The following is a 22,553-nucleotide window of genomic DNA, read 5'->3' on the forward strand; positions in this document are numbered from 1 at the left end:
AGGCGTCCGAGGCACGTTCGTGCGAAGTCTCTCTCGGAGGCGGTTCCTCGGGCCGGCGTCGGTCACGATGGAGGACATGCGAACCTCGTCCCCCTCCCTCCTCCGCGCCGGTGCCACCGTGCTGCTGGGCGCCGCCCTCGTCTTCGCGGGTGTCAGTCACCTCACGCGCAAGCGGCAAGAGTTCCAGGCTCAGGTGCCCGAGTGGGTGCCTCTGGACGCCGATACGGTCGTCCTCGCCTCGGGTGTGGTCGAGATCGGGCTGGGTGCCTCGCTGGTGCTCGCGCGGCGCCACACGCCCCTCGCGGGCGTGGCTACGGCGGCATTCTTCGCGGCCGTCTTCCCGGGCAACGTCTCGCAGTGGCGCACCAAGACCGACGCCTTCGGGCTCGACACCGACCGCAAGCGCGCCGTGCGGCTGCTGTTCCAGCCCGTCCTGGTGGCGTGGGCGCTCTGGTCGACGCGGCGCTGAACGGGCGTCATCGGCACAACGTCAGCTGAGAGGGTCGCTGGCGCGCCATCGCGCGCGACCGGGCGCCTCAGCTGACGTTGTGCGGTCGATCGCGATCGTCGGGCGTCGGCGCTCGCTTCCGACGGCCGCCGATCAGGACGCGGGCACGAGCTTCCAGCGTGCGGCGAGCAGCTCGAGCCCCTTGTCGAAGATCGCCGACCAGGCCGTGGCATCGTGCGCGCTGCCCGGGACCTCGTAGTACGTCGCATCCATGCCCGCCGCCTTCGCCGCGGCGTAGACCGTCTTCGCGCTCGGGAGGAAGCCGGTGTCGTTCGCGCCGACTCCGAAGAGCGCGAACGTGTTCTTGTAGGGCGCCTTGGCGGCCATGATGCTGAGGGGCTTCGAGGCCTCGTAGGCCGCCGCGTTGCCGCCGAAGGCCCGCTGGATCGTGTCGGCGTCGTTGCCCAGGGTCGGCGCGAGTTCTCCCGACGCGTCCACGATGTTGCCGAAGAGCTCGGGGAACGCGGCGCCCAGCTGGATCGCGCATGTTCCTCCCTCCGAGAGGCCGCCAACCGCCCAGTGCTGCGCGTCGCCGAGCACCGGGAGGTGGCCGCGGATCCAGTCCGGCACATCGACTGTGAGGTAGGTGGCGGAACGGCCCAGCGGCGAATCGATGCACATCGGGTTGGCAGTGGGATCGCCCAACTGGTCGGGCGAGACGACGATGGGGGCGAGTCCGGCGTGGGCTGCGGCGTAGCTGTCGAGCGCCGGCTGGAGCTTCTCGGTCGACAGGGGGTCGGAGGGAGACCCGGGCTGCCCTGAGAGCATCACCATCACCGGGAGCAGCGGCGGCTTCGAGGTGAGCGCGGCAGGCGGGAGGTACACGACGGCGTCGCGCGCCGCGAATCCCGAGGCGGTCGCGGGGATGCTCACGGTGGTGACCGTGCCGACGGTGGCCATGCCGGCGGGTGCCGTCCAGCTCGCGAGGTCGGAGTGCGGCCCTGTCGCGGCGGCGACCGGCACCGGCACTGTCGAGTAGGCGCTGATCCCGAGGGCGCTGCGCACCGTCGGGTATTGGCCGAAGTCGATGTTGACGGTCATCGCCGTGGTGGCGAAGACGAGCACCGCGACCGCGAGCGAGGCGACGATGCCGCGCAGCCTCCTGCGGACCTTGCGGTGGGTGAAGGCGTGGACCGCGACGACGATCGCCAGTCCGAGGCCGCCGAGGCCGAGGCCGATCGACACGCGGGTGACGGGCGTGAAGTCGACGCCGAAGGGGCCGTCGCGGCCGTCGAGGGAGGCCGCCAGCGCCGCCCCGCCGATCAGGCCGATCAGGAGCACGGCGACCGCGATGCCGAAGCGGCGACCGCGACCGAAGCGGCGGACCCGGATGAAGGCGTCGGCGAGCAGGATCAGAGCGACGATCGAGATCGCGTACACGCCGACCACGAGAGGACCGGAGACAAGGCTGAGGTCGAGGAGTGTGGTCATGCGTGGATCCGGTCGTGTCTCTGCCGGCCGTGGAGGTGGCGCGGTGGGAGGTGGTGGCGGCGCGGGCCGGTCTGGCCCTGGCGCCGGGTCGTGGTGGTGGTGGCTCGGGTGGCTGTCCTGCGAGCCGGCTCCAGTGTGCCCCCGGTCTCTGGGCGAAGGCTGGCCTCGCGCCGCTGTGGTGGGTGTGTCGCGAGCGGGGCGTCGCGCCTCCTGAAGTCTGGAGCGATCGAGGGCCCGCTGCCACGTCGTGCCTCCTCCACAGGCGCGGATGCCCCGAGTACTCCCCCGGTCCGGCGCAACCCCGCGCGCCTCCTCGCCTCCCGGCCTAGCGTGGAAGGACAGACGCACCCGCACCCGACGCGACCCGCGCCCTCACGAAGGAGCACGATCATGACGCAGAATCTCCGCACGCCCGAGCCGTTCGGAGCCCTCGCGTGAGCCGCGGCGTGGCGGTCGTCACGGGCGGCACGGCCGGGCTCGGGCGCGCCACCGTCCGCGAGCTCGTGTCGCGGGGCTGGGATGTCGCCGTGCTCGCCCGTGGTGAGGACGGTCTGGCGGCCACGGTCGCCGAAATCGAGCAGGCCGGGCGTCGGGGCCTCGGCGTTCCCACAGATGTCGCCGACCGCGAGGCGGTCGAGTCGGCGGCCGACCGTGTCGAGGCCGAGCTCGGTCCGATCGACCTGTGGGTGAACGACGCGATGGTCGGTGTCTTCGGCGAGTTCCTCTCCACTGAGCCGGCCGATTTCGAGCGCGCCGTGGCGGTCAATTTCTTCGGCTTCGTCAACGGCACCCGCGCCGCGCTCTCGCGGATGACCCCGCGAGGCCACGGCCACGTCATCCAGGTGGGCTCGGCCCTCGCGCACCGCGGCATCCCCTTGCAGGCGGCGTACTGCGCCTCCAAGTTCGGAGCGCGCGGCTTCACCGAGGCGGTGACCGCCGAACTCCTCCACAGCAAGAGCAGGATCCGCCTCTCCGAGGTCGACATGCCCGCGCTCAACACCATCCAGTTCAACTGGGTCAAGTCGCAGCTTCCGCACCACCCGCAGCCGGTCCCGCCGATCTACGAGCCGGAGGTAGGGGCGATCGCGATAGCCGACGTCGCCGACAAGCCACGCCGCCGCACGTGGGTCGGGGAGCCGACTGCCGGCACGATCCTCGGAGACCGCTTCGCCGGCGCCTTCATGGACTGGTACCTCGCTCGCAGCGCTTTCGACGGGCAGCAGGCGCCCGAGAAGAAGGAGCCGATGCTCCCCACCAACATCTACGAGCCGGTGCCCGGAGACCACGGCGCCCGGGGGCTCTTCAGCGATCGCGCGCACACGATGACTCCGCAGATCTGGATGATCCGTCACCGGGCGGCGAGCTACGCGGGTGCAGCGCTCGCGCTGGCCGCCGGTGCCGTGGGCGCGGTCTCGGCGCTACGGAGGAAGTGAGCGTGGTCGACGCGGTCGTCGTCGGTGCGGGGCCCAACGGTCTCGCCGCCGCGGTCACCCTCGCGCGCGCGGGGCTGTCAGTCACGGTCTTCGAGCGCAACGAGACCATCGGCGGAGGCGCGCGCACGGCCGAGCTGACCCTCCCGGGCTTCCACCACGACGTCTGCTCCGCGGTGCACCCGATGGCGCTCGCGTCTGGCTTCTTCCGTAGCTTCGGGCTCGACCGCAGGATCGAGCTGCGAGTCCCCGAGATCTCCTACGCCCACCCGCTCGATGGCGGCCGTGCGGGAGTCGCCTATCGCGACCTCGAGCGCACGGCAGGAGCGCTCGGGCGGGACGGAGCGGCGTGGCGGGCCCTGATGGCTCCGCTCGCCGAGAGAGCCGATCGCGTGGCGGGTTTCACGAACGACGCGCTGCTGCGGATCCCGACCGATCCCGGGATCCTCCTCCGCTTCGGTCTGCGCATCCTCGAGCAGGGTTCGCCGGCGTGGAACCTGCGGTTCTCCGACGACGTCGCGCCGGCGATGCTCGCCGGCGTCGCCGCCCATTCCCTCCGCCCGATGCCGAGCCCGTCGACGGCCGCCGCGGCCCTCGCGCTCGGCGCCTACGCCCACGGACGGGGCTGGCCGGTGCCGATCGGCGGTAGCCAGGCGATCGTCGACGCCCTCGCCGACGATCTCCGCGCCCACGGCGGCACCATCGAGACCGGAGTCGAGGTGCGCTCGCTCGCCGAGCTGCCCGCCGCCCGCGCGCTCCTGGTCGATCTCACGCCGCGCGCGCTGCTCGAGCTCGCCGGAGAGCGCCTTCCCACCGCCTACGCGAAGGCTCTCCAGCTCTTCCGGTACGGCAACGGGGTCGCCAAGGTCGATTTCGCGCTCGACGGGCCCGTGCCGTGGACGCACCCCGAGCTCGCGCGCGCCGGCACCCTCCACCTCGGCGGCACACGCGCCGAGATCGCGGCCGCGGAGCACGATGTCGCTCGTGGACGTCACAGCGAGAACCCCTACGTCCTCGTCGCGCAGCCGTCGGTCGCCGATCCCACGCGCGCCCCCGAGGGCAAGCACGTCCTCTGGGCCTACACGCATGTGCCCCGCTTCTCGCCAGCGCATCAGCGCGAGGCGATCACGATGCAGATCGAGCGCTTCGCGCCGGGGTTCCGCGATCGCATCCTCGCCGCCTCCTCGATGACCGCCCGCGACATGCAGGCCCACAATCCCAACTACGTGGGAGGCGACATCGCGGCCGGGGCGGCGAGCGTCGCGCAGCTTCTGGCGCGACCGGTCCTCTCGGGTGATCCCTGGCGCACTCCCGCGAAGGGGCTGTACCTCTGCTCGTCGTCGACCCCGCCCGGTCCCGGCGTGCACGGCATGGCCGGCTGGCACGCCGCCCGCAGCGCCCTGCGCCACGAGTTCGGGATCCGCCTCGCGCCCGAGCTCGCCCCCGAGGCGGCGCACCCCGTGTCCTGACCGCCGCCGTCGACCTCACACCATCCCCTCCGACGAGAAGGAGCCCCCGATGTCTCGCAACACCCGTGTCTTCCACTGCCCGCCCGAATCCGTCTTCGCGGTCTTCGCGTCCGGTTGGCTGTTCCCCAGCTGGGTGGTGGGCGCCTCGCGGATGCGGCAGGTCGACGCCGACTGGCCGCACGTGGGAGCGCAGCTGCATCACTCCTTCGGGATCTGGCCGTTCGTCATCGACGACGCGACGACGGCGCTCGAGTGGAGTCCGTCCCAGCGCTTCGTGATCCAGGCGGCCGGCTGGCCGCTCGGGGAGGCGCGGGTGCGACTCGAGGTCGAGCCGCACCCGCGGGGATGCCGGGTCCGGATCCACGAGAACGCCGTGAAGGGGCCGGGCACACTCCTCCCCAAGCCTCTCCTCCATGCGGGACTCTGGCTGCGCAACGTCGAGACCCTCCGCCGTCTCGCGCACATGGCAGAGGCGGGAGCCGCCGGGCGCACCCTCGCGCCCGCGTCGCTCGCCTCTCCGCGCGACCGGGCGGGCGTGCAGACGCCGCGGCGGGCGTGGCCCCGAGTGCTCACGACGGTCGCGTCCGTCGTGGTCGGGTCGCTCGCGGTACGCGCGGCGCTCGCCGCGGTCAGGACGGTGCGCGACTGAAGGTGTCCCCGCGCTCTCAGAGGAGCGGCTCGATGAGGCGCACGTGGTGCACGGCGACCCGCTGGGGCTCGCCCGCGAACGCGGCGTCCCGCTCGGGCGAGGCGAGGTACGTCTTCTCGATCGCGGCGAACGCCTCCGCGTCGCCGGGCGTGCTGACGGCCCAGACGAACTCGTTCGCCTCCCGGTCGGCGTAGGCGAACTCGATCCGGAAGCCGTGAGCGTGCCGGGCGGGGACGATCCGCGCCGGGAACCAGGCAAGGAAATCGTCCATGACTCCGTCCATCAGCTCATAGCGTCGAAGCTGGATGGTCCTGGTCTCGTCTGCATCGCTCACCCTCCGACCGTATCGCCCGTGCGTCTCATCCGCCGCCTCCGCAGCTCTTCCCCAGAACGCCGCACCCGGCGCCTGCTCCGTGAGGCCCGCAGGAAGGCGTCAGCCCAGGCCGAGCGCCAGGCCGTCGAGGATGTCGTGGGAGGTGGCGGTGACCGCGGGCGCCGCCTCCCGCACGCCGCGCAGGACCTCGCCCCAGATCAGTGCGCCCGCGGCCAACACGTCCTCGCGTCCCGAGCGGACCCACGGCAGCGCCGCCGTCTCGGCGGGCGACAGCGCGGCGAGCTCGTCGCACGCCGAGAGCACATCGGCCAGAGGCAGGGCAGCCTCCACGGCGGCGCGGTCGGTGCTGCGTAGCACGTGCGCGCTGACCGTGAGCACGGTTGCTGCGACGCCGACGACGCTCCGAGCGAGGGAGAGATCGACGGAGGAGGTTGCCAGCGCCGCGCGGACATCGGCGCGCATCGCCGCGCGCTCGGCCTCGGTCGGCGCGTCGGCACGACGATGTCGTTCGGTGAGTCGGACGCTGCCGACGTCCATCGAGTGCGCCTGCTCGGGTGCCGAGCCGCCGAGGACCAGCTCGGTCGACCCTCCGCCGAGGTCGATCACGAGGACGGGGTGGGCCGACGTGACGGCCGAGACGGCTCCGCGGAACGAGAGTCGCGCCTCCTCGTCGCCCGTGATGGTCTCGGGCGCCACGCCCAGGAGGTGTTCGACGGCGGCCAAGAACTCGGCGCGGTCGGCGGCGTCTCGAGTGGCCGAGGTGGCGACGAAGCGGAGCCGCTCGACCCCGGCCTCGCGCGCGGTCGCCGCGTACTCGCGCGTGACGGCGAGAGTACGTTCGAGCGCTGCCGGGTCGAAGCGTCCTGTGCGGTCGACGCCGCGACCGAGTCGGACGAGTTCGGTGCGCCGCAGCACGTCGATGAGCCGGCCGTCCTCGACGTCCGCGATCAGCAGGCGGAGGGAGTTGGTGCCGCAGTCGAACGCCGCGACGCGCGTGGGGGAGGCCATGCCGTCATTCTGCCCGCCCCCGATCGAGCCGTCCGCGGCGCGGACTCGGTGCGGCGATAGCCTGAGACGGAGCCGAAGGAGTCGACCGTGCACGAACACCACGTCCGCGTCCACCGCAGCGAGGAGCAGCTCCCGCGCGACGGACAGCTCGCCCACGCGCTCGCCGAGGTCGCGGCCGACCCTGTCGGGATCGACGACGAGGTCACCGAGATGGTCGTCAACCGGGTGATCGACAATGCCGCGGTCGCCACCGCCTCTCTGCTGCGCCGCCCCGTCGTCGCCGCGCGCGCGCAGGCGCTCGCGCACCCCGCCTCCATCGGCGGCGAGGGCGCGGTCGTGCTCGGCGTCGATCCCGCACGCCGTGTCTCGCCGGAGTGGGCGGCGTGGGCCAACGGTGTCGCCGTCCGCGAGCTCGACTACCACGACACCTTCCTCGCGGCCGAGTACTCGCACCCGGGCGACAACATCCCTCCGCTGATCGCCGTGGCCCAGCATGCGGGCATCGGAGGCGCGCAGTTGGTCCGCGGCATCGTCACCGGCTACGAGGTCCAGGTCGATCTCGTCCGGGCGATCAGCCTGCACCGCCACAAGATCGACCACGTCGCGCACCTCGGCCCCGCGGCAGCGGCGGGCATCGGAACGCTGCTCGGACTCGACGTCGCGACCATCGAGCAGGCGATCGCCCAGGCGCTGCACACGACGACGGCGACGCGACAGTCGCGCAAGGGCGAGATCTCGAGCTGGAAGGCATACGCGCCCGCCTTCGCCGGGAAGATGGCGATCGAGGCCGTCGACCGGGCGATGCGCGGCGAGACCAGCCCGTCGCCGATCTACGAGGGTGAGGACGGCGTCATCGCCTGGCTGCTCGACGGGCCTGACGCGAGCTATGAGGTGCCGTTGCCCGACCGCGGCGAGGCCAAGCGTGCGATCCTCGACACGTACACGAAGGAGCACTCGGCCGAGTACCAGGCGCAGGCGTTGATCGACCTGGCGCGGCGCCTGCACCACTCGCATCCCGAGGCCGCGGACCTCGAGCGCGTCGAGCGCATCGTGATCCACACGTCGCACCATACGCATATGGTGATCGGTTCGGGAGCGAACGATCCGCAAAAATACGACCCGACCGCCTCTCGCGAGACGCTCGACCACTCGGTGCCCTACGTCTTCGCGGTGGCACTCCAGGACGGTGCCTGGCACCACGTCGACAGCTACGCTCCCGAGCGCGCGCGCCGAGCCGACACCGTCGCGCTCTGGCACCGCACGAGCACCGAGGAGGACGCGGAGTGGACGCGCCGCTACCACTCCACCGACCCCGCCGAGAAGGCGTTCGGCGCCCGTGTCGAGATCGCGTTGACGGATGGCACGACGATCGTCGAGGAGATCGCGGTCGCGGACGCGCATCCGCTCGGCGCGCATCCCTTCAGTCGCGAGCAGTATGTGGCGAAGTTCCGTACCCTCGCGGCCGACGTGCTCGAGGAGTCCGAGATCGAGCGCTTCCTCGACCTCGCGCAGCGCCTCCCCGAGCTGACCCCGGGAGAGGTCGCTCGCCTCTCGGTGGTCGCCGCGCCCGGAGTCCTCGCCGCGATCGAGCCTCCCCGCGGCCTCTTCTGACCCCCGCCGCGAGAGGCCGGCCGGACGCGACACCTCGGCGGAGGTGGGCCCACGCGGCATCTCGCGGCGCGCGTGTGGGAATCAGCCGGCGGCGCGGGGGATGGAACCGCTGCTTCAGTCGCGGGCACTCCGGCTCCCTCGACCAGCGGAGGAACTGGTCGACGGCGCGCTGTGGACGGTAGGCATCCCACACGAGTAGGCCCAGCCCTCGCTCGGCGGCCCGGCGCTGCGCGGCGGCGAGGCCGTCCGCCATCTCCTGACTCGCGAGGATCCGTTCGCGGGCGTAGCCGTCCACGGGGGCCCCGGTGAAGTTGTCCGCCGTCGCGTACACCGCCTCGCACCGGATGTCCTCGACCGCCTCGTCGAGATAGACGAAGCGCACACGCCCTGGAGTCATCGCTCCACCGCGAGTGCGATGCTGCGGTCGACCAGATCGGACACGCGGAGTCCGGCGGCGGCCATCATCCGCGGGTAGCGGCTGTAGGAGGTGAAGCCGGGCATCGTGTTGACCTCGTTGAGCACGATCCTCCCGTCGGCGAGGCGGAAGAGGTCGACGCGAGAGAGACCTCGGCACCCGAGCGCGCGATACACCGCCTTGGCCTGCTCCTGGATCCGCTCCCGTTCGGCGCGCGGCAGATCTGCCGGAACCGTGACGGTCGAGTTGGCCGAGCCTTTCTCCGGCTCCGTCTCCTGGTGGATGCGGAAGAGGCCGTGGTGCACGCGGATCTCGTCGACCTCCCCGACCAGGAGGTCCGCTCCGTCGCCGAGCACCGCGCAGCCGACCTCGGTGCCCTGCACGTGCTCCTCGATCACGACCCGCTGGTCGTAGCGGCGAGCGGTGGCGACCGCTTCCGCCAGGCCCTCCGGCGACTCCACGCGGCTGACCCCGAACGAGGAGCCGGAGCGTGCGGGCTTGACGAAAACGGGGTAGCGGAAGGTCGCGGGGTCGAGCTGGTCGCCCGCGTTCAGGATCGCGAAGGTGGGAACGGCGATCCCCGCCTGCGCCGCGACCGTGTAGGCGAGCGACTTGTCCATGCACACGACGGAGCCCTGGATGTCGCAGCCGACGTAGGGGATCCCCGACAGCTCGAGGAGGCCCTGGATCGCTCCGTCCTCGCCTCCTCGACCGTGAAGAACCGGCAGGACGACATCGACCGGGACGGTGCGGAGCACGCCGGCTTCCTCGATCAGCAGCCCTCCGGTCGCCCGGTCCGGGGAGAGCACGGCAGCGGAGCCAGGTCGGGACTCCCAGTCGGGGGTAGGGCCCTCGCTGAGCCTCCACTGCCCCGAGCGGGTGATACCGATGCAGAGGTTGTCGTACCGGGTCGGATCGAGAGCCGCGAGGACTTCCCGCGCGGACTTGATCGAGACGTCGTGCTCGTCGGAGCGGCCGCCGAACAGGAGGGCGACGGTTTTCTTAGACATGGAGGGTCCTTCTCTCGAGGTCCACGCAGCGCGAGAGCGTCGTCTCGACGACCTGGTGGAGGGTGCGGGTGGTGAAGTAGGCGGCGTGCGGGGTGACGATGACGTTCGGCAGCGCGATCAGGCGGGCCAGCTCGGGATGGGGGAGGGCGCGGCCGGAGTGGTCGGAGGAGAAGCACCTCTCCTCGCCGTCGAGGACGTCGAGCGCGGCGCCGCCCAGCCGTCCGTCCTCCAGGGCATGGACCAGCGCGTCGGTGTCGACGAGTCCGCCACGCCCGGTGTTGACGAGCAGTGCGCCCGGCCTCAACAGCGCGAGCCGCTCGGCCGACAGGTAGTGCCGGGTGCGTTCGTTGAGGGGGAGGTGGAGGGTGAGGATGTCGCTCTCGGTGAGCGCCCGCTGTAGCGGGACGCTCTCCGCCCCCTCGACCTCACGGCCGGACTCGCTGACGACGAGGATCCGGCAGCCGAACCCGCGGAGCCGAGCGACCACGGCGCGGCCGATCCGCCCGGCACCGAGCACGCCCACGGTGACCGAGCGCAGCTCCCGGCCACGGGGAGGCGTCACGCGGAAGTCGTGGCGCTCGGTCGCGGCGAGGGTCGGCCGGGCGTGGCGCAGTGCCATCAGCATCAGCATCACGGTGTAGTCGGCGACGCCGTCGGGGTCGTAGGGGATATTGGCGACGGTGAGGCCGAGGGACGCGGCGAGCTCGAGGTCGAGGTGGTCGACGCCGATGCTCCTCGTGAGGAGGTGGCGCACCCCGTTCTCGGCGAGCGCGCGCATCGTGTCGCCGACCACCGGAGTGAGATGGTTCACGCTCACGCAGGAGGTGCCGCGGGCGAGAGCGGCGCTCTCCAGCCCGAGGGGTGCCTCCTGGATGCGGCAGCGCACGGAGCGTCGGCGCGCGATGTCCTCGATCGCGCGAGCCTCCTCGGGGTCACAGCCGAAGAAGGTGACGAGGGGCGCAGATCGGCGCGCCAGGGCCGGGGGGAACGTGTCGAGCATTCCTCCAGTGAACGCTGCGGTGGGTTGCGGCACCGTTCACGTTTTCGGAGATGCTGACGAAACATCGCCTCCTCACCGCCGCTCCCCCTCCCGCCGCGAGATGCCACTTATGATGCGCGACACGCCGAGTGACGTGCTCATAAGTGGCATCTCGCGGCGGGAGGGGGAGTCGTCAGAGCAGCGCGTCCGTCAGGTGGTCGGGGGCGCCGAAGCGGTGGGCCGTGACCGAGACGGCCTGCTCACGCACGAACGGCAGCAGCTCCAGTCGTCCCGCCTCGGTCGCCTCGCCCGCGTAGACCGCGAGGTCCGGGCGGCCACCGGTGACCGCCGTCACGGAGGAGGTATCGGCGCCGAGCAGGCGCACCCGGCCGGCCCCGTGCGCGCGCACCCGCGCCTCCCAGGCGCCCTCGTCCTCGACGACCACGCTCGACGCCACCGCTCCGAGCGCTGCGGCGAGCTGCGGAGGCGGCGCCACTGCACTCGACAGCACGACGCGCGCCTGCGCGGTCGCCGCCGCGACGGCCACACGCGCGAGCGAGCCCAGCGGTTCCCCGGTGGCCAGCCGCACCAAGACGGCGGAGTCGTAAGGCCGGTGCCGGAACACGTTCCGCTCGGCCTCGAGCCCCGTCACATCGCGCGCCGGAGCGATGTGCTCGGCCCACGCGACGGCGCACGAGCGGGCCGTGCGTTCGACGCCGGCCGCCTCCTCTGCCGAGAGCTCGGCGCGCGCCGCCGCGACGAGACCTGACGCGGCCTGTGCGACGGGAGCCGTCGCCTCCGCCGGCGCCGACCTCCAGGAGCCGAGACCGAGGAGATAGTCCGGCCCGCCCGCCTTCGTGCCCGGTCCGACGGCCGACTTCTTCCAGCCGCCGAACGGCTGACGCTGCACGATCGCGCCGGTGATCCCGCGGTTCACGTACAGGTTGCCGGCGTCGATCCCCTCCAGCCATAGGCCGATCTCGGCCGGGTCGAGCGCGTGCAAGCCCGAGGTGAGGCCGTAGTCGACCTCGTTCACGAGCGCGATCGCCTCGTCGAGCGTCTCGGCGGTCATGATGCCCAGGATCGGGCCGAAGTACTCGGTGCGGTGGTACTCGGAGCCGCGCCGTACGCCGTCGCGCACGCCCGGGCTCCAGAGGCGGCCGGTGTCGTCGAGCCTGCGCGGCTCGAGCAGCCAGCGCTCGCCGGGGCCGAGCGTCGTCAGGCCGTGCAGGAGCTTGCCCGAGGCCGGCTCGATCACCGGGCCCATTCGCGAGGCGGGATCGTCCGGCCAGCCGACCGTGAGCGAGGCGACCGCGTCGAGCAGTTGCGCCCGGAACCGCTTCGACCGGGCGACGGAGCCCACCAGCACGACGAGCGAGGCGGCGGAGCACTTCTGGCCCGCGTGCCCGAAAGCGCTTGCCACCACATCCTTCACCGCACCATCGACATCGGCCGAAGGAGTGACCACGATCGCGTTCTTGCCGCTCGTCTCCGCGAGCAGCGGCAGGTCGTCCCGGAACGAACGGAACAGCTCGGCCGTCTCGTAGGCGCCAGTGAGGATCACGCGATCGACCGCCGGGTGGGCGATGAGGTCTCGGCCCAACTCCTCTTCGGGCAGGCGGAGCAGCCGCAGCGCATCGCGGGGCACGCCCGCCGCCCAGAGAGCCTCGGCCACCACGGCCCCGCAGCGCACGGTCGGACCGGCCGGCTTGAGCACGACGGCGGAGCCGGCAGCGAGCGCCGCGAGCACGCCGCCGGCCGGGATCGCGACCGGGAAGTTCCACGGCGGAGCGACGACGGTCAGCGCCGCAGGACGGAAGCGTGCGCCGTCGATCGCGTCGAGCTCGCGGGCGCGCTCCGCGTAGTAATGCGCGAAGTCGATCGCCTCCGAGACCTCCGGATCACCCTGATCGAGCGGCTTGCCGCCCTCGGCAGCCATCACTTCGAGCAGCTCGGACCGGCGAGCCTCCAGCTCGTCGCCCGCGCGGTGCAGGAGGCGGGCGCGCTCGTCGGCGGGCACGCCTCCCCAGCCGCTGGCATGAGTGGCGGTGAGCACTGCCTCCAGCTCGTCGCGGCTGCCGATCGTGGCCGCCTCGATCGCGTCGACGCCCGCGCGGGAACCGGGGACACGGGCGAGGATCGCCTGCGCCCATTCCCGATTCGCGGCGACGGCGGGGTCGGTGTCGGGCGTGCTGCGGAAGTCGCCGAAGCCGGGGCGTCCGGCCGCGGCGAAGCGGTCCGGCACGCGGTGCGCGGCGGGTACCGCGCCGTCGAGGGCGGCAACGGAGGCGCGGAACCGCTCCTCCTCGCGGGCGAACAGCGCGGGGTCGGCGTCGAGCTCGAAGACGGCCGACATGAAGTTGTCGCTCGACGCGCCCTCTTCGAGACGGCGGATCAGGTAGGCGATCGCCACGTCGAACTCGGCCGGAGCGACCACCGGCGTATAGAGCAGGAGCGAGCCGACGCTTCGGCGCACCGCCTCCGCTTGCCCCTGTGCCATGCCGAGGAGCATCTCGTACTCGATGCCTTCGCGGACGCCGCGCTCGCCCGCGAGCAGCCAGGAGTAGGCGATGTCGAAGAGGTTGTGTCCTGCGATGCCGAGCCGGACGGCGCGGATGCGGTCGGGGTGCAGCGCGTAGTCGAGCACGCGCTTGTAGTTCGTGTCGGAGTCCTGTTTCGTGCTCCAGGTCGCGAGCGGCCAGCCGTGCACCGAGGCCTCGACCTGTTCCATGGGGAGGTTCGCGCCCTTCACCAAGCGCACCTTGATCGCGGCGCCGCCGCGCTCGTGTCGCGTTGCGCTCCACTCCTGCAGCCGGATCATCGCCGAGAGGGCGTCAGGAAGGTAGGCCTGCAGCACGATGCCTGCTTCGAGGCCGAGGAACTCGGGGCGGTCGAGGAGGCGCGTGAAGACCGTGATGGTGAGATCGAGGTCCTTGTACTCCTCCATGTCGAGGTTGATGAACTTGTGCGGCGAGAAGCCGGCCGCGCGGGCGAACAGTGGTGTCAGCTCCGCCACGATGTCCTCCACGGCGGCGTCGAACGCCCACGGGTTGTGCGGCGCGACGGTCGACGAGACCTTGATCGAGACGTAGTCGACGTCATCGCGGTCGAGGAGGCGATGGGTGCCCTCGAGTCGGCGCTGCGCCTCCGCCCGGCCGAGCACGGCCTCGCCGAGCAAGTTCATGTTCAGGCGCACGCCGTCGCGGCGGATCCTGGCGATGGCAGGACCGAGCCGCGAGTCGCTCGCGTCGATGATGAGGTGGCCGACCATCCTCCGCAGCATCCGGCGGGCGATCGGCACCACGATGCCCGGCAGGAGCGGCGCCACGATGCCGCCCAGCGCGACGGCCGCGCGCAGGGGGGCGGGGAGGAACCGGGGCACGCCGCCCGCGATCGAGCGCAGCGCGGAGGCGGCCACGCGGGTGTCTTCCGGGCGGACGACGCCGTCGACGAAGCCGACGGTGAAGTCGAGGCCGGACGGGTCCTTCAGGACCCCGGCCAGCTGGGCGCCGGAGGCATCGGTCGGAACCTCAGCGGCCTCTCGCAGCCAACGGCGCACCAGGGCGACGCTGTCGTCGACCAGGCGCGGGTCGACGGAGTCGGGGGAGGGCCCGGTGGGGCGAGGGGAGTCGACGAGATCCGTCATGATGCGGTCCTTCTGCTGCGAGGGTCGGTGTCCTCAGTATTCGGGCGAGTACCGTTGAGCAGAAGCGACCGTTTCTTACCGATATCGGTCAACTAATCTGATGAATGGAGCGTGCCGTGCTCGATGTCCGCCGGCTGGTCCTGCTCCGGGAGGTCGCTATCCGCGGCACCCTCGCCGCCGCCGCCGAGGCGCTGGCCTACAGTCCCTCTGCCGTGTCGCAGCAGCTCACCGTGCTCGAGCGTGAGACCGGGGTCGAATTGCTGCGCAAGGTCGGCCGGCGCGTGCAGCTCACTCCGCAGGCCGAGATCTTGGTCGCGGCGGCGGGTGAGGTGCTCGCGCTGCTCGAGCGCGCGGAGGCGGCGCTCGCCGCGTCCGGCGAGTCGGTCACGGGCCGCGTCCGAGTCGCGGTGTTCCAGTCGGCGGCGCTCGCGCTGATGCCGGGAGCGCTGCGGGCGGTCGCCGAGCGCTTCCCCGAGGTGCGGGTCGAGATGGTGCAGCGCGAGCCGGAGGGTGCGCTGCACGAGACGTCGTGGGCGCGAGAGTTCGACCTCGTGGTGGCCGAGCAGTATCCCGGGCACTCGACCTCGTGGCTGCCCGGTCTGGTGCGCAGCGACCTCACGACCGATGCGATCCGTCTCGCGGTGAGCCGCGACTCCGCGATCGCCTCGTTGGCCGACGCCCGGGACGAGCCGTGGGTGATGGAGCCGCGAGGCACGGCGAGCCGCCACTTCGCCGAGCAGAGTTGCCGCCTCGCCGGTTTCGAGCCGGACGTGCGCTTCGAGACCGCCGATCTACAGGCGCAGATCCGCCTGGCCGCCTCGGGCAACGCCGTCGCGCTGATGCCCGATCTGGTCTGGGCGGGCGCGGAGCCCGACTGCCGCCTCCTCGACCTGCCGCGTCGCCCCCGCCGCACGATTTTCACGGCCCAGCGGGAGGCGGGCCTTGCCTCGCCCGCCGTCCGCGTCTTCCGCGACTGCCTCGCCGAGGTCGCTGCGGCCCACGTCTGACCCGCCCCGCCCCCGCCCCTCCCCTCCCGCGAGATGCCACTTATGACGACGACACGCCGACGGATTACCGCAGAGGTGGCATCTCGCGGGAGCGGGAGCGGGAGCGGGCGGGCGCGAGCGCGCCGCCGGGCAGGCGATCAGCCACGGCGTGGACGCGGCGGCTGATGAACGCCTCCAGGGGTCCGCGCCGCCCCGTGCGGAGGAGGTAGGCGCCGACCGCCAGGGCCGCTGCGGTATGGATCGCAATGGCGCCGGGGCCGAACGACCACCAGGGTGCCCCCTTCGTCGGGACGAGAATAGTCAGCAAGATCAGTGCGTCGATGCCGAAGAAGTGGGCGACATAGAGCGTCAGCGGCGCCGATCCAGCCCGGGCGACGACAGCGAGCGGGAGCGGCAGCGGAGAGCGCAGGAGGGGCACGAGGAGGAGGAGGACGGCGAGCACGAAGAGCGCGACTCCGCCCGTTCGCAGAATATCGGCGGTCGTCCCGGTGTGCGGCGCGGCGCTGAGCACCGCGATCCAGCCGCCGCCCAACGGCGTCCCGAATCCTTGAGCGGTGGTCAGCTCGCGGGCCTTGTCTGCGGTCTGCCCGGTTGCGATCAGTGCGGCGGTCACCAGTGGTCGGCTGAGGAGGTCGGCGGTGGCGCCGGCGGCGGCCATGACGGCTCCCGAGAGCAGAAGGGTCAGTGCAGCGCGCCGGGGTCGCGCCGCTCGGACGAGGAGGCGACCGGCGCAGACCCCGAAAAGGAGGAACGTGATCCAGGTCACGCCCGGGTAGAAGCCGGTGAACAGGACTGTCTGAAGGAAGTCGAGCGGAGAAGCGAGCGAGGGAAAGGGGATCGCCCCCGTGGGCCCCGTGCTCCTCGCCCACAGGATCAGATGCGGGCTCGCGAGGGTCAGGGTCGCTGCGAGGGTGAGCAGCGCGCCGGTCGGTAGCCAGATCAGGCAGGCGACGACGATCAAGGCGACGCCGTAGTAGGAGAGCACCATCACGATGAACGACGGAACTGCACCGAGGGCCAGCCCGATCAGCGCGAGGAGGACGCCGCGGACCGCGACGGACACGCACGCGGCGAGAGTCCTCCCCTCCTCGAGGAGGCGCCGGGTCGACACGACGACGCTGACTCCTCCGAGGACCGCGAACAGAGTGGAGGGGAAGCCCGTCACGACGGCCAGGACCGGCCCGGGTGCTTTGCCGAGCAACAGGTGCTCGCTGAACATCCCCAGCAGCGCGAGGAATCGGGCGAGGTCGAGAGCGACGATCCTGTCAGGCTGCCAGGGTGTGGCCGCCGGCCGGAGGAGGGCCGAGAGACGGGTGGCGAGGCGCATGGTGAGAGTCCTTTCGACGTAAGGCACCAGACTGCGGGGGTGAGCCAGGCGAGCGCATCGACCGCCAAGATGAGGTGGGCTCGCCGAAGGATGACGTCTGAAGGGCGGCGTCGAAGCGGTCGGGACAGGACGACGCAGGCGAGGCGCGTCAGCCGAGCGCGAGCGATGCCGCTAGCGCCAGCATCAGCACCGCGACTGCCGCATCCAGTGCCCGCCACGCCACGCGACTCCGGAACAGCGGCCGCAACACCCGCGCGCCGAACCCGAGCGCGGTGAACCAGAGCACGCTGCCGCACGCCGCTCCCGCACCGAACCACCAGCGCTCGTCGCCGTGCGTGTTCGCGACCGAGCCCAGCAGCACCACAGTGTCGAGGTAGACGTGCGGATTGAGCAGCGTCAGCGCGAGGCAGGTGCCCACCGCCGTCCGCAGCGACGTGGAGGCGCCCGCCGGGTCGCCGTCGAGGGTTCCGGGTCGCACTGCCCGCCGCGCGGCGAGTGCCGCGTACGCCAGGAGGAAGAGGATGCCGCCCCAGCGGATCACGACGAGCAGCCCCGGCGCCGAGTCGAGCATCGCGCCGATTCCCGCGATGCCGAGGACGATCAGCCCCGCATCGGCCGCGGCGCAGATCGCGACGACGGCGGGCACGTGCTCGCGACGCAGACCCTGGCGCAGCACGAAGGCGTTCTGCGCACCGATCGCGACGATGAGCGAGAGGCCGAAGCCGAGGCCTGACAGTGCGGCGAGGAGAGGGGTCACGGGTCGACGCTAGAGCGAGTCCGTCCTGTAGACCAGCTCACGCGTCTTCAGTATCGTAAGCAGAACTGATGTTGTCCGACGACCTCGACCTCCCGCGGCTGCGCGCCCTCGCCGCCGCAGTCCGCCACGGCTCCTTCGACTCCGCCGCCCGCGCCCTGCACATCACCCCGTCGGCGCTCAGCCAGCGGATCAAGGCGCTCGAGTCGGCGGCTGGACGCGTGCTGCTCGTGCGCGCACGTCCGGTCGTGGCGACGGAGGCGGGCGCCGGCCTCCTCCGCCTCGCGCGGCAGATCGAGCTGCTCGCCGACGACGCCGTGCTAGCCCTCGGCACCGATGTCGGGGAGGCGGGTCGCGCCGGGCCCGTCGTCGTCCCGCTCGCGGTGAACGCCGACTCCCTCGCCACCTGGACGCTGCCTGCGCTCGCCTCCGTGCCCGACGTGGTGGTCGAGCTGCACCGTGAGGACCAGGAGCACACTGCCGCGTTCCTCCGCGACGGCACCGTGTTGGCCGCCGTCACGGCGGAGGCGGAGGCGGTGCTCGGCTGCACCGTCGAACGGCTCGGAGCCATGCGATACCACGCGGTGGCGGCTCCGGTCTTCGCCGAGCGCTGGTTCCCCGGGGGCGACCTCAGGGCGCTCGCCGAGGCTCCGCTCGTCGTCTTCGACGAGAAGGACCGCCTGCAGGAGCGGTTCCTCCGCTCGGCCGGCGTCGAGGGGCGGCCGCCGCAGCACCGAGTGCCGGGCTCCGCCGATTTCGAACGCGCCGTGCGGCTCGGTCTGGGCTGGGGGATGCTGCCCGAGTTGCAGGCTCCCCCCGGAGGTGCGGGCCTCGTCGCCCTCGGCGGCGCGCCGGTCGACGTCCCCCTCTACTGGCAGCGGTGGTCGCTGCACACGCCGAGTCTGGACGCCGTGACCGCGGCCGTCACCTCGGCGGCCCGCGCCGCCCTGCGTCCCTGACCCCCGTCAGACGGCGAAGACGTCGCGGAGGGTCACCGTCTCGAGGGAGCGCTCGTGCAGGATGTCGACGAGCTTCGCGTAGACCGTCGTCACCGGGGTGAAGTTGGCGTGGCCGATGACGATGTGCTGCGGCAGGAACCACTGGTTCGCGAATCCCACGATCTGCTCGGGCGTGATGAGCCCGGAGTCGGACAGCGAGCCGTACCAGAGCGTGGGTGCCGTGTAGCCGATCGCTGCCGCTGCCGCCCGGCTCCGCTCGTCGGTGTATCCGTACGGCGGCCGGTAGAACGGTGCCGCCTCGACCCCATAGGTCGAGCGGATGAAGTCGCCGTTGCGGCCCAGCTCCTCCTGGATGCCGCTCGTCGAGAGGCTCGTGAGGTCGGCGTGCGAGTAGGTGTGGTTGGCGAGCTGCACCTGCCCGGAGGCGACCAGCGGCGCCAGCGTGGGCGCGTTCGTCGTCCAGGAGTCGTACTTGCCGTTGAGGAAGAAGGTCAGTCGCGTTCCGCTGTCTTTCGCGAACTGCGCATAGGCGGCGACGACGTCGGAGTCGGCGCCGTCGTCGACCGTCCATGCGATCAGCTTCCCGTCGCCCGGCAGCTCCGAGATGACGCCGCCCGGCAGCGGCACCCGGGCACGGACGGGCGAGGGCGCCGCCGTGACGCTCGGGACCGGGCGGGGAGGAGGGGGCGGGGCCGCGGAGGCGACCACTGCCGGGGCCACGCCGCTCGGGGCGGCCGAGAGCGGGGGGCGTTCGGGGGTGCACGCGGTGAGTCCGACCGCGGAGGCGGCGATCGCGACGAGCAGTGCGCGGCGTCTGACCGAATCCACGATCCCCTCTCGTGGCGGCCGATCCCGGCGCCTCCGCGACCGTAGCTGCCGCTCGGACCGCCGCGCAACATCGCGCCAGGCCGGAGGTGGCCCCACTTCGCGTGCCGCATCCCGATCGGCGCTCCTGCGGCATCCGCCCTCCCGCCCTTGCGGCGTCGGAGCGGGCTCGCGTAAGCTGTTCAGGTTGCGTGCGTCTGCACGCGCTTGCGCGCTGCCCGCCGGGCGGAGGCTTCGGCCTTCACCGATCGGACGGGCGGTGTGCCGACAAGTGACCTTGGGTGGGTCGGGCGGGGCCTCGTGCCGCGCGTGGCCCACGGTAACCACACATGGAGGAAACCATGGCAGCAGTCTGCCAGGTGACCGGAGCCGTCCCCGGCTTCGGGCACGCCATCTCGCACTCGCACCGGCGCACGAAGCGCCGCTTCGACCCGAACGTGCAGAAGAAGACGTACTACGTCCCGTCGCTTCGCCGTAACGTCACCCTGACCCTCTCGGCCAAGGGCATCAAGGTCATCGACGCCCGTGGCATCGAGTCCGTCGTCAAGGACATTCTCGCTCGTGGGGTGAAGATCTAATGGCAAAGCAGCAGGACGTCCGTCCCATCATCAAGCTCCGTTCGACGGCCGGCACGGGGTACACCTACGTGACCAAGAAGAACCGCCGCAACGACCCCGACCGTCTCGTGCTCAAGAAGTACGACCCCGTAGTGCGCAAGCACGTCGACTTCCGCGAGGAGCGCTAAGAATGGCCAAGAAGAGCAAGATCGCCCGCAACGAGCAGCGCAAGGTGATCGTGGATCGCTACGCTGCCAAGCGCCTCGAGCTGAAGAAGGCCCTCGTCGACCCCGCGGGGACCGACGAGTCCCGCGAGGCCGCTCGCGTCGGCCTCCAGAAGCTCCCCCGCAACGCCTCGCCCGTCCGCGTCCGTTCGCGCGACGCCGTCGACGGTCGTCCCCGCGGCAACCTCACGAAGTTCGGCATCTCGCGTGTCCGCTTCCGTGACATGGCTCACCGTGGTGAGCTCCCGGGCATCACCAAGTCGAGCTGGTAGAGCGTCAGACCCGGCGAAGGCCCCGCGATCCGATGATCGCGGGGCCTTCGTGCGTTCTCGGCGCGGGCGGTGCGGCCTCCGGGTGGCCCGCGCGCCTTCTCCCGCACGTACCCGCGCGCGTCGGCTGGAGGGGGTTCCCCGCAGGCCCGACGAATACAATGGCGCGATGTCCGAGAGCAGCCTGCCCAGCGTCGCCGAGATCGCGGCGCTCATCGACCACGCGATCCTCAAGCCCGAGCTCACCCGAGCGGAGGTCGATGCCCAGTTCGACGAGGCGCGGCAGCACGGCGTCTTCAGCGTCTGCGTCCGCCCGTCCGACATCGCTCACGCGGTGCGCCGCCTCGAGGGCTCGGGAGTCGCCGTCGGCACCGTCATCGGGTTCCCGCACGGCACCACGTCGACCACGGCGAAGGTCGCCGAGGCCCGGCAGGCCCTCGCCGACGGCGCCGTCGAGCTCGACATGGTCGTCAACATCGGCCGGCTGCGCAGCGGCCTGCTCGATGATGTCGAGGCCGATGTCCGCGCGGTGGTCGAGGCGGCGGGCGGGCACGTCGTCAAGGTCATCCTCGAGACCAGTCTGCTCGACGACGCGCAGATCGTCGCCGGGAGCGAAGCCTCCGAGCGTGCGGGAGCCGACTTCGTGAAGACCGCGACGGGCTTCGCGGGCGGCGGCGCCAACGAGCACGATCTTCGTCTGATGCGCGGGGCCGTCTCGCACGCCGTCCAGGTCAAGGCCTCGGGAGGCGTGCGCGACCTCGACACGCTCCTCGCCTTCCGGGCGCTCGGCGTCTCGCGCTTCGGGACGAGCGGCTCGGCCACGATCCTCGGCGACCTCACCGCGCGGCTCGCCGGCGACTCCTCCGCCGCGCGGGTGGACGCCTCCTCCTACTGACGCGCGTCGCGACCCGGGCGGGGAACGCCCCCTCGCCGAAGCGGGAGTGCGGCTCGGCAGGCGAGACCTGCTCGCCGCGCTCGTCTTCGCGCGGCCGGAGTCGTCTCGCCGCGCCCGGGGCATCGCTCAGATCTCGCGCGGCCCCGGGCGCGGTTCGCCGTCGTCGACGTCGATCCCCTCGATGACCTCGCGCCCCAGGAGGTGCGCGCCGTTCCAGGTCTCGACGACGCAGCGGGGGAATCCCTCCCGCGTCGGGTCGTGCAACCAGCTCGCGGCCGCCTCCCGCGCCCACGCCGCGGAAGCGTAGACGCCGATGATGTCGGTGCGATCGTCCCACGGAGTCGCGGTCGAGAGCACGAAATGATCCCGGCTCATCGTCCGCCTCCTCTTCTTCGCATCGAGCCCACAGCTCACCCGGCCTCCTGTTCGTCGCAGCCCCGGGTGGCACACGGACTCCCGGCAGGACGCTACCGGACGTGGCGCGTCCACGTGTCGCTCACGGCGCGGCGTGATAAGCGCGTGGCAGCGCTCCTCGCCTGATCGTCCCACTCCGGCGGCCGAAAGGGGTGCACGGATCGTCACGTGACGTTTTCCTGAAAATTTTCGGGAAAGCCCGACGGGGCGAAGGGCCCGCACACGAACGACGACGCCCCCGGGAGCCCGCAGGCTCCTCGGAGGCGTCGTCGTCGGTTCGAGGCGTGGGGTCAGGCGACGCGCGGCTCGGCCTCAGTCGCGTCGTCCTCGGGGATGTGGACGTCCTGGATGGTCACGTTGATCTCGGCGACCTCCATGCCGACGATCTGGGTGATCGCGTGGGCGACGGCGGAGCGGACGCCCTCGGCCACCTCCTGCAGCGGCACGGGGTACTCGGCGACGATCGTGACATCCGCTGCCACCTGGCGCTCGCCGACCTCGACCTTGACGCCCTGGGCGCGATCGTCGTTGCCGATCGCGCTGCGGAGGGCGCCGATCGCGCGGGCCGCGCCTCCGCCCAGGGCGTGCACGCCGAGGACCTCGCGCGCCGCGATGCCGGCGACCTTGGCGACGACGCCGTCGTCGATGACGGTGCGACCGGCCCCGGTGCTCGTTCCGGTGGTGGTCGACGGGCTGGTGGTCGGGGTGCTCTGGGCCATGGTCTCCTCTTTCGCTCGGTGCCGGTCGGTCGACCGGAGGTTCTCCAGCTCAGACGCCCGCGGCGCAGGCGGTCTCACGGTCGGATCGAGAGTCCGCAGGCGACTCCCAGCAA

At 72.0% G+C, this 22,553-nt stretch carries 22 protein-coding genes and 1 pseudogene; 11 read left to right on the top strand and 12 right to left on the bottom strand.

Features of this window, described 5'->3' with window-relative positions; translation table 11 throughout:
* The first annotated feature begins 76 nt into the window (after nucleotides 1–76).
* On the top strand, nucleotides 77–469 hold the full coding sequence (locus tag ITJ45_RS02030) for a hypothetical protein (protein WP_194607173.1): 393 nt from the start codon (nucleotides 77–79) through the stop codon (nucleotides 467–469).
* 132 nt (nucleotides 470–601) lie between these two features.
* Here ITJ45_RS02030 and ITJ45_RS02035 read toward each other — a convergent pair whose 3' ends face one another.
* Nucleotides 602–1,939, bottom strand: coding sequence for an alpha/beta hydrolase (locus ITJ45_RS02035; RefSeq protein ID WP_194607174.1), 1,338 nt, complete (start codon nucleotides 1,937–1,939; stop codon nucleotides 602–604).
* Between the two features lie 434 nt (nucleotides 1,940–2,373).
* Between ITJ45_RS02035 and ITJ45_RS02040 the strand changes: the two genes are divergently transcribed.
* The 3 genes from ITJ45_RS02040 to ITJ45_RS02050 are packed head-to-tail and all read left to right on the top strand — an operon-like array spanning nucleotide 2,374 to nucleotide 5,487.
* Nucleotides 2,374–3,372, top strand: a complete 999-nt coding sequence (locus ITJ45_RS02040; RefSeq protein ID WP_194607175.1) for an SDR family oxidoreductase — start codon at nucleotides 2,374–2,376, stop codon at nucleotides 3,370–3,372.
* A complete protein-coding gene (locus ITJ45_RS02045) occupies nucleotides 3,369–4,838 on the top strand; it encodes a phytoene desaturase family protein (protein ID WP_194607176.1) in 1,470 nt (489 codons plus the stop codon). The genes ITJ45_RS02040 and ITJ45_RS02045 overlap by 4 nt, the downstream gene beginning before the upstream one ends.
* A 49-nt stretch (nucleotides 4,839–4,887) precedes the next feature.
* On the top strand, nucleotides 4,888–5,487 hold the full coding sequence (locus ITJ45_RS02050; protein WP_228493407.1) for an SRPBCC family protein: 600 nt from the start codon (nucleotides 4,888–4,890) through the stop codon (nucleotides 5,485–5,487).
* 16 nt (nucleotides 5,488–5,503) lie between these two features.
* On the opposite strand, the gene ITJ45_RS02055 is transcribed toward ITJ45_RS02050, so the two are convergent.
* Nucleotides 5,504–5,821: a hypothetical protein gene (locus ITJ45_RS02055; RefSeq protein ID WP_323742815.1), complete on the bottom strand. Its 318-nt coding sequence runs from the start codon at nucleotides 5,819–5,821 to the stop codon at nucleotides 5,504–5,506.
* Between the two features lie 99 nt (nucleotides 5,822–5,920).
* On the bottom strand, nucleotides 5,921–6,829 hold the full coding sequence (locus ITJ45_RS02060) for an exopolyphosphatase (protein WP_194607177.1): 909 nt from the start codon (nucleotides 6,827–6,829) through the stop codon (nucleotides 5,921–5,923).
* Nucleotides 6,830–6,916: 87 nt separating this feature from the next.
* On the opposite strand from ITJ45_RS02060, the gene ITJ45_RS02065 reads away from it, so the two are divergent.
* The gene (locus ITJ45_RS02065; protein ID WP_194607178.1) at nucleotides 6,917–8,440 is read left to right on the top strand and encodes an MmgE/PrpD family protein; all 1,524 of its coding nucleotides are present in this window, start codon (nucleotides 6,917–6,919) and stop codon (nucleotides 8,438–8,440) included.
* Between the two features lie 139 nt (nucleotides 8,441–8,579).
* On the opposite strand, the pseudogene ITJ45_RS14400 reads toward ITJ45_RS02065, so the two are convergent.
* The 4 genes and pseudogenes from ITJ45_RS14400 to ITJ45_RS02080 form a co-directional block, all read right to left on the bottom strand.
* Nucleotides 8,580–8,837, bottom strand: a pseudogene (locus tag ITJ45_RS14400) (M15 family metallopeptidase); the annotation flags it as partial.
* On the bottom strand, nucleotides 8,834–9,865 hold the full coding sequence (locus ITJ45_RS02070; RefSeq protein WP_194607179.1) for a D-alanine--D-alanine ligase family protein: 1,032 nt from the start codon (nucleotides 9,863–9,865) through the stop codon (nucleotides 8,834–8,836). The pseudogene ITJ45_RS14400 and the gene ITJ45_RS02070, both read right to left, overlap by 4 nt.
* On the bottom strand, nucleotides 9,858–10,865 hold the full coding sequence (locus tag ITJ45_RS02075; RefSeq protein ID WP_194607180.1) for an NAD(P)-dependent oxidoreductase: 1,008 nt from the start codon (nucleotides 10,863–10,865) through the stop codon (nucleotides 9,858–9,860). The genes ITJ45_RS02070 and ITJ45_RS02075 overlap by 8 nt, the downstream gene beginning before the upstream one ends.
* Before the next feature lie 172 nt (nucleotides 10,866–11,037).
* Nucleotides 11,038–14,490: a bifunctional proline dehydrogenase/L-glutamate gamma-semialdehyde dehydrogenase gene (locus tag ITJ45_RS02080; protein ID WP_194607181.1), complete on the bottom strand. Its 3,453-nt coding sequence runs from the start codon at nucleotides 14,488–14,490 to the stop codon at nucleotides 11,038–11,040.
* A 116-nt stretch (nucleotides 14,491–14,606) separates the two neighbouring features.
* On the opposite strand from ITJ45_RS02080, the gene ITJ45_RS02085 reads away from it, so the two are divergent.
* A complete protein-coding gene (locus ITJ45_RS02085; protein ID WP_194607182.1) occupies nucleotides 14,607–15,497 on the top strand; it encodes a LysR family transcriptional regulator in 891 nt (296 codons plus the stop codon).
* A gap of 64 nt (nucleotides 15,498–15,561) precedes the next feature.
* Here ITJ45_RS02085 and ITJ45_RS02090 read toward each other — a convergent pair whose 3' ends face one another.
* Together ITJ45_RS02090 and ITJ45_RS02095 are read right to left on the bottom strand one after the other, a co-directional pair.
* Entirely contained in the window at nucleotides 15,562–16,824 is a 1,263-nt protein-coding gene (locus ITJ45_RS02090; RefSeq protein WP_194607183.1) for a heparan-alpha-glucosaminide N-acetyltransferase domain-containing protein, read from the bottom strand.
* A 148-nt stretch (nucleotides 16,825–16,972) separates the two neighbouring features.
* Nucleotides 16,973–17,581, bottom strand: a complete 609-nt coding sequence (locus ITJ45_RS02095) for a LysE/ArgO family amino acid transporter (RefSeq protein WP_194607184.1) — start codon at nucleotides 17,579–17,581, stop codon at nucleotides 16,973–16,975.
* Between the two features lie 68 nt (nucleotides 17,582–17,649).
* On the opposite strand from ITJ45_RS02095, the gene ITJ45_RS02100 reads away from it, so the two are divergent.
* Nucleotides 17,650–18,537: an ArgP/LysG family DNA-binding transcriptional regulator gene (locus ITJ45_RS02100; protein WP_194607185.1), complete on the top strand. Its 888-nt coding sequence runs from the start codon at nucleotides 17,650–17,652 to the stop codon at nucleotides 18,535–18,537.
* Between the two features lie 6 nt (nucleotides 18,538–18,543).
* Here the strand turns inward: ITJ45_RS02100 and ITJ45_RS02105 are convergent, their stop codons facing one another.
* Nucleotides 18,544–19,365 carry a polysaccharide deacetylase family protein gene (locus ITJ45_RS02105; protein ID WP_194607186.1) on the bottom strand — a complete coding sequence of 274 codons (822 nt, stop codon included), beginning with the start codon at nucleotides 19,363–19,365 and terminating at the stop codon, nucleotides 18,544–18,546.
* Between the two features lie 338 nt (nucleotides 19,366–19,703).
* Here ITJ45_RS02105 and rpmB point away from each other — a divergent pair, with 338 nt between their 5' ends.
* The 4 genes from rpmB (at nucleotide 19,704) to deoC (ending at nucleotide 21,307) form a co-directional block, all read left to right on the top strand.
* A complete protein-coding gene (rpmB, locus tag ITJ45_RS02110) occupies nucleotides 19,704–19,940 on the top strand; it encodes a 50S ribosomal protein L28 (RefSeq protein ID WP_055786157.1) in 237 nt (78 codons plus the stop codon).
* Nucleotides 19,940–20,107: a 50S ribosomal protein L33 gene (gene rpmG, locus ITJ45_RS02115; RefSeq protein WP_027692168.1), complete on the top strand. Its 168-nt coding sequence runs from the start codon at nucleotides 19,940–19,942 to the stop codon at nucleotides 20,105–20,107. The genes rpmB and rpmG overlap by 1 nt, the downstream gene beginning before the upstream one ends.
* A gap of 2 nt (nucleotides 20,108–20,109) precedes the next feature.
* Nucleotides 20,110–20,415, top strand: coding sequence for a 30S ribosomal protein S14 (rpsN, locus tag ITJ45_RS02120; protein WP_194607187.1), 306 nt, complete (start codon nucleotides 20,110–20,112; stop codon nucleotides 20,413–20,415).
* Nucleotides 20,416–20,581: 166 nt separating this feature from the next.
* Nucleotides 20,582–21,307 carry a deoxyribose-phosphate aldolase gene (gene deoC, locus ITJ45_RS02125; protein WP_194607188.1) on the top strand — a complete coding sequence of 242 codons (726 nt, stop codon included), beginning with the start codon at nucleotides 20,582–20,584 and terminating at the stop codon, nucleotides 21,305–21,307.
* A 126-nt stretch (nucleotides 21,308–21,433) separates the two neighbouring features.
* Here the strand turns inward: deoC and ITJ45_RS02130 are convergent, their stop codons facing one another.
* Complete coding sequence (locus ITJ45_RS02130) at nucleotides 21,434–21,682, bottom strand: hypothetical protein (protein WP_194607189.1); 249 nt, start codon at nucleotides 21,680–21,682, stop codon at nucleotides 21,434–21,436.
* A gap of 329 nt (nucleotides 21,683–22,011) precedes the next feature.
* A complete protein-coding gene (locus ITJ45_RS02135; RefSeq protein ID WP_194607190.1) occupies nucleotides 22,012–22,440 on the bottom strand; it encodes an Asp23/Gls24 family envelope stress response protein in 429 nt (142 codons plus the stop codon).
* Nucleotides 22,441–22,553: the final 113 nt, after the last annotated feature.

This window comes from Rathayibacter sp. VKM Ac-2879 (assembly GCF_015351245.1).
GTDB lineage: Bacteria > Actinomycetota > Actinomycetes > Actinomycetales > Microbacteriaceae > Rathayibacter.

Coding starts and splice junctions, on each gene's coding strand:
- ITJ45_RS02030 (WP_194607173.1), top strand. CDS start 77: ATGCGAACCTCGTCCCCCTCCCTCCTCCGCGCCGGTGCCACCGTGCTG.
- ITJ45_RS02035 (WP_194607174.1), bottom strand. CDS start 1,939: ATGACCACACTCCTCGACCTCAGCCTTGTCTCCGGTCCTCTCGTGGTC.
- ITJ45_RS02050 (WP_228493407.1), top strand. CDS start 4,888: ATGTCTCGCAACACCCGTGTCTTCCACTGCCCGCCCGAATCCGTCTTC.
- ITJ45_RS02060 (WP_194607177.1), bottom strand. CDS start 6,829: ATGGCCTCCCCCACGCGCGTCGCGGCGTTCGACTGCGGCACCAACTCC.
- ITJ45_RS02070 (WP_194607179.1), bottom strand. CDS start 9,865: ATGTCTAAGAAAACCGTCGCCCTCCTGTTCGGCGGCCGCTCCGACGAG.
- ITJ45_RS02075 (WP_194607180.1), bottom strand. CDS start 10,865: ATGCTCGACACGTTCCCCCCGGCCCTGGCGCGCCGATCTGCGCCCCTC.
- ITJ45_RS02080 (WP_194607181.1), bottom strand. CDS start 14,490: ATGACGGATCTCGTCGACTCCCCTCGCCCCACCGGGCCCTCCCCCGAC.
- ITJ45_RS02090 (WP_194607183.1), bottom strand. CDS start 16,824: ATGCGCCTCGCCACCCGTCTCTCGGCCCTCCTCCGGCCGGCGGCCACA.
- ITJ45_RS02100 (WP_194607185.1), top strand. CDS start 17,650: ATGTTGTCCGACGACCTCGACCTCCCGCGGCTGCGCGCCCTCGCCGCC.
- rpmB (WP_055786157.1), top strand. CDS start 19,704: ATGGCAGCAGTCTGCCAGGTGACCGGAGCCGTCCCCGGCTTCGGGCAC.
- rpmG (WP_027692168.1), top strand. CDS start 19,940: ATGGCAAAGCAGCAGGACGTCCGTCCCATCATCAAGCTCCGTTCGACG.
- rpsN (WP_194607187.1), top strand. CDS start 20,110: ATGGCCAAGAAGAGCAAGATCGCCCGCAACGAGCAGCGCAAGGTGATC.
- deoC (WP_194607188.1), top strand. CDS start 20,582: ATGTCCGAGAGCAGCCTGCCCAGCGTCGCCGAGATCGCGGCGCTCATC.
- ITJ45_RS02130 (WP_194607189.1), bottom strand. CDS start 21,682: ATGAGCCGGGATCATTTCGTGCTCTCGACCGCGACTCCGTGGGACGAT.
- ITJ45_RS02135 (WP_194607190.1), bottom strand. CDS start 22,440: ATGGCCCAGAGCACCCCGACCACCAGCCCGTCGACCACCACCGGAACG.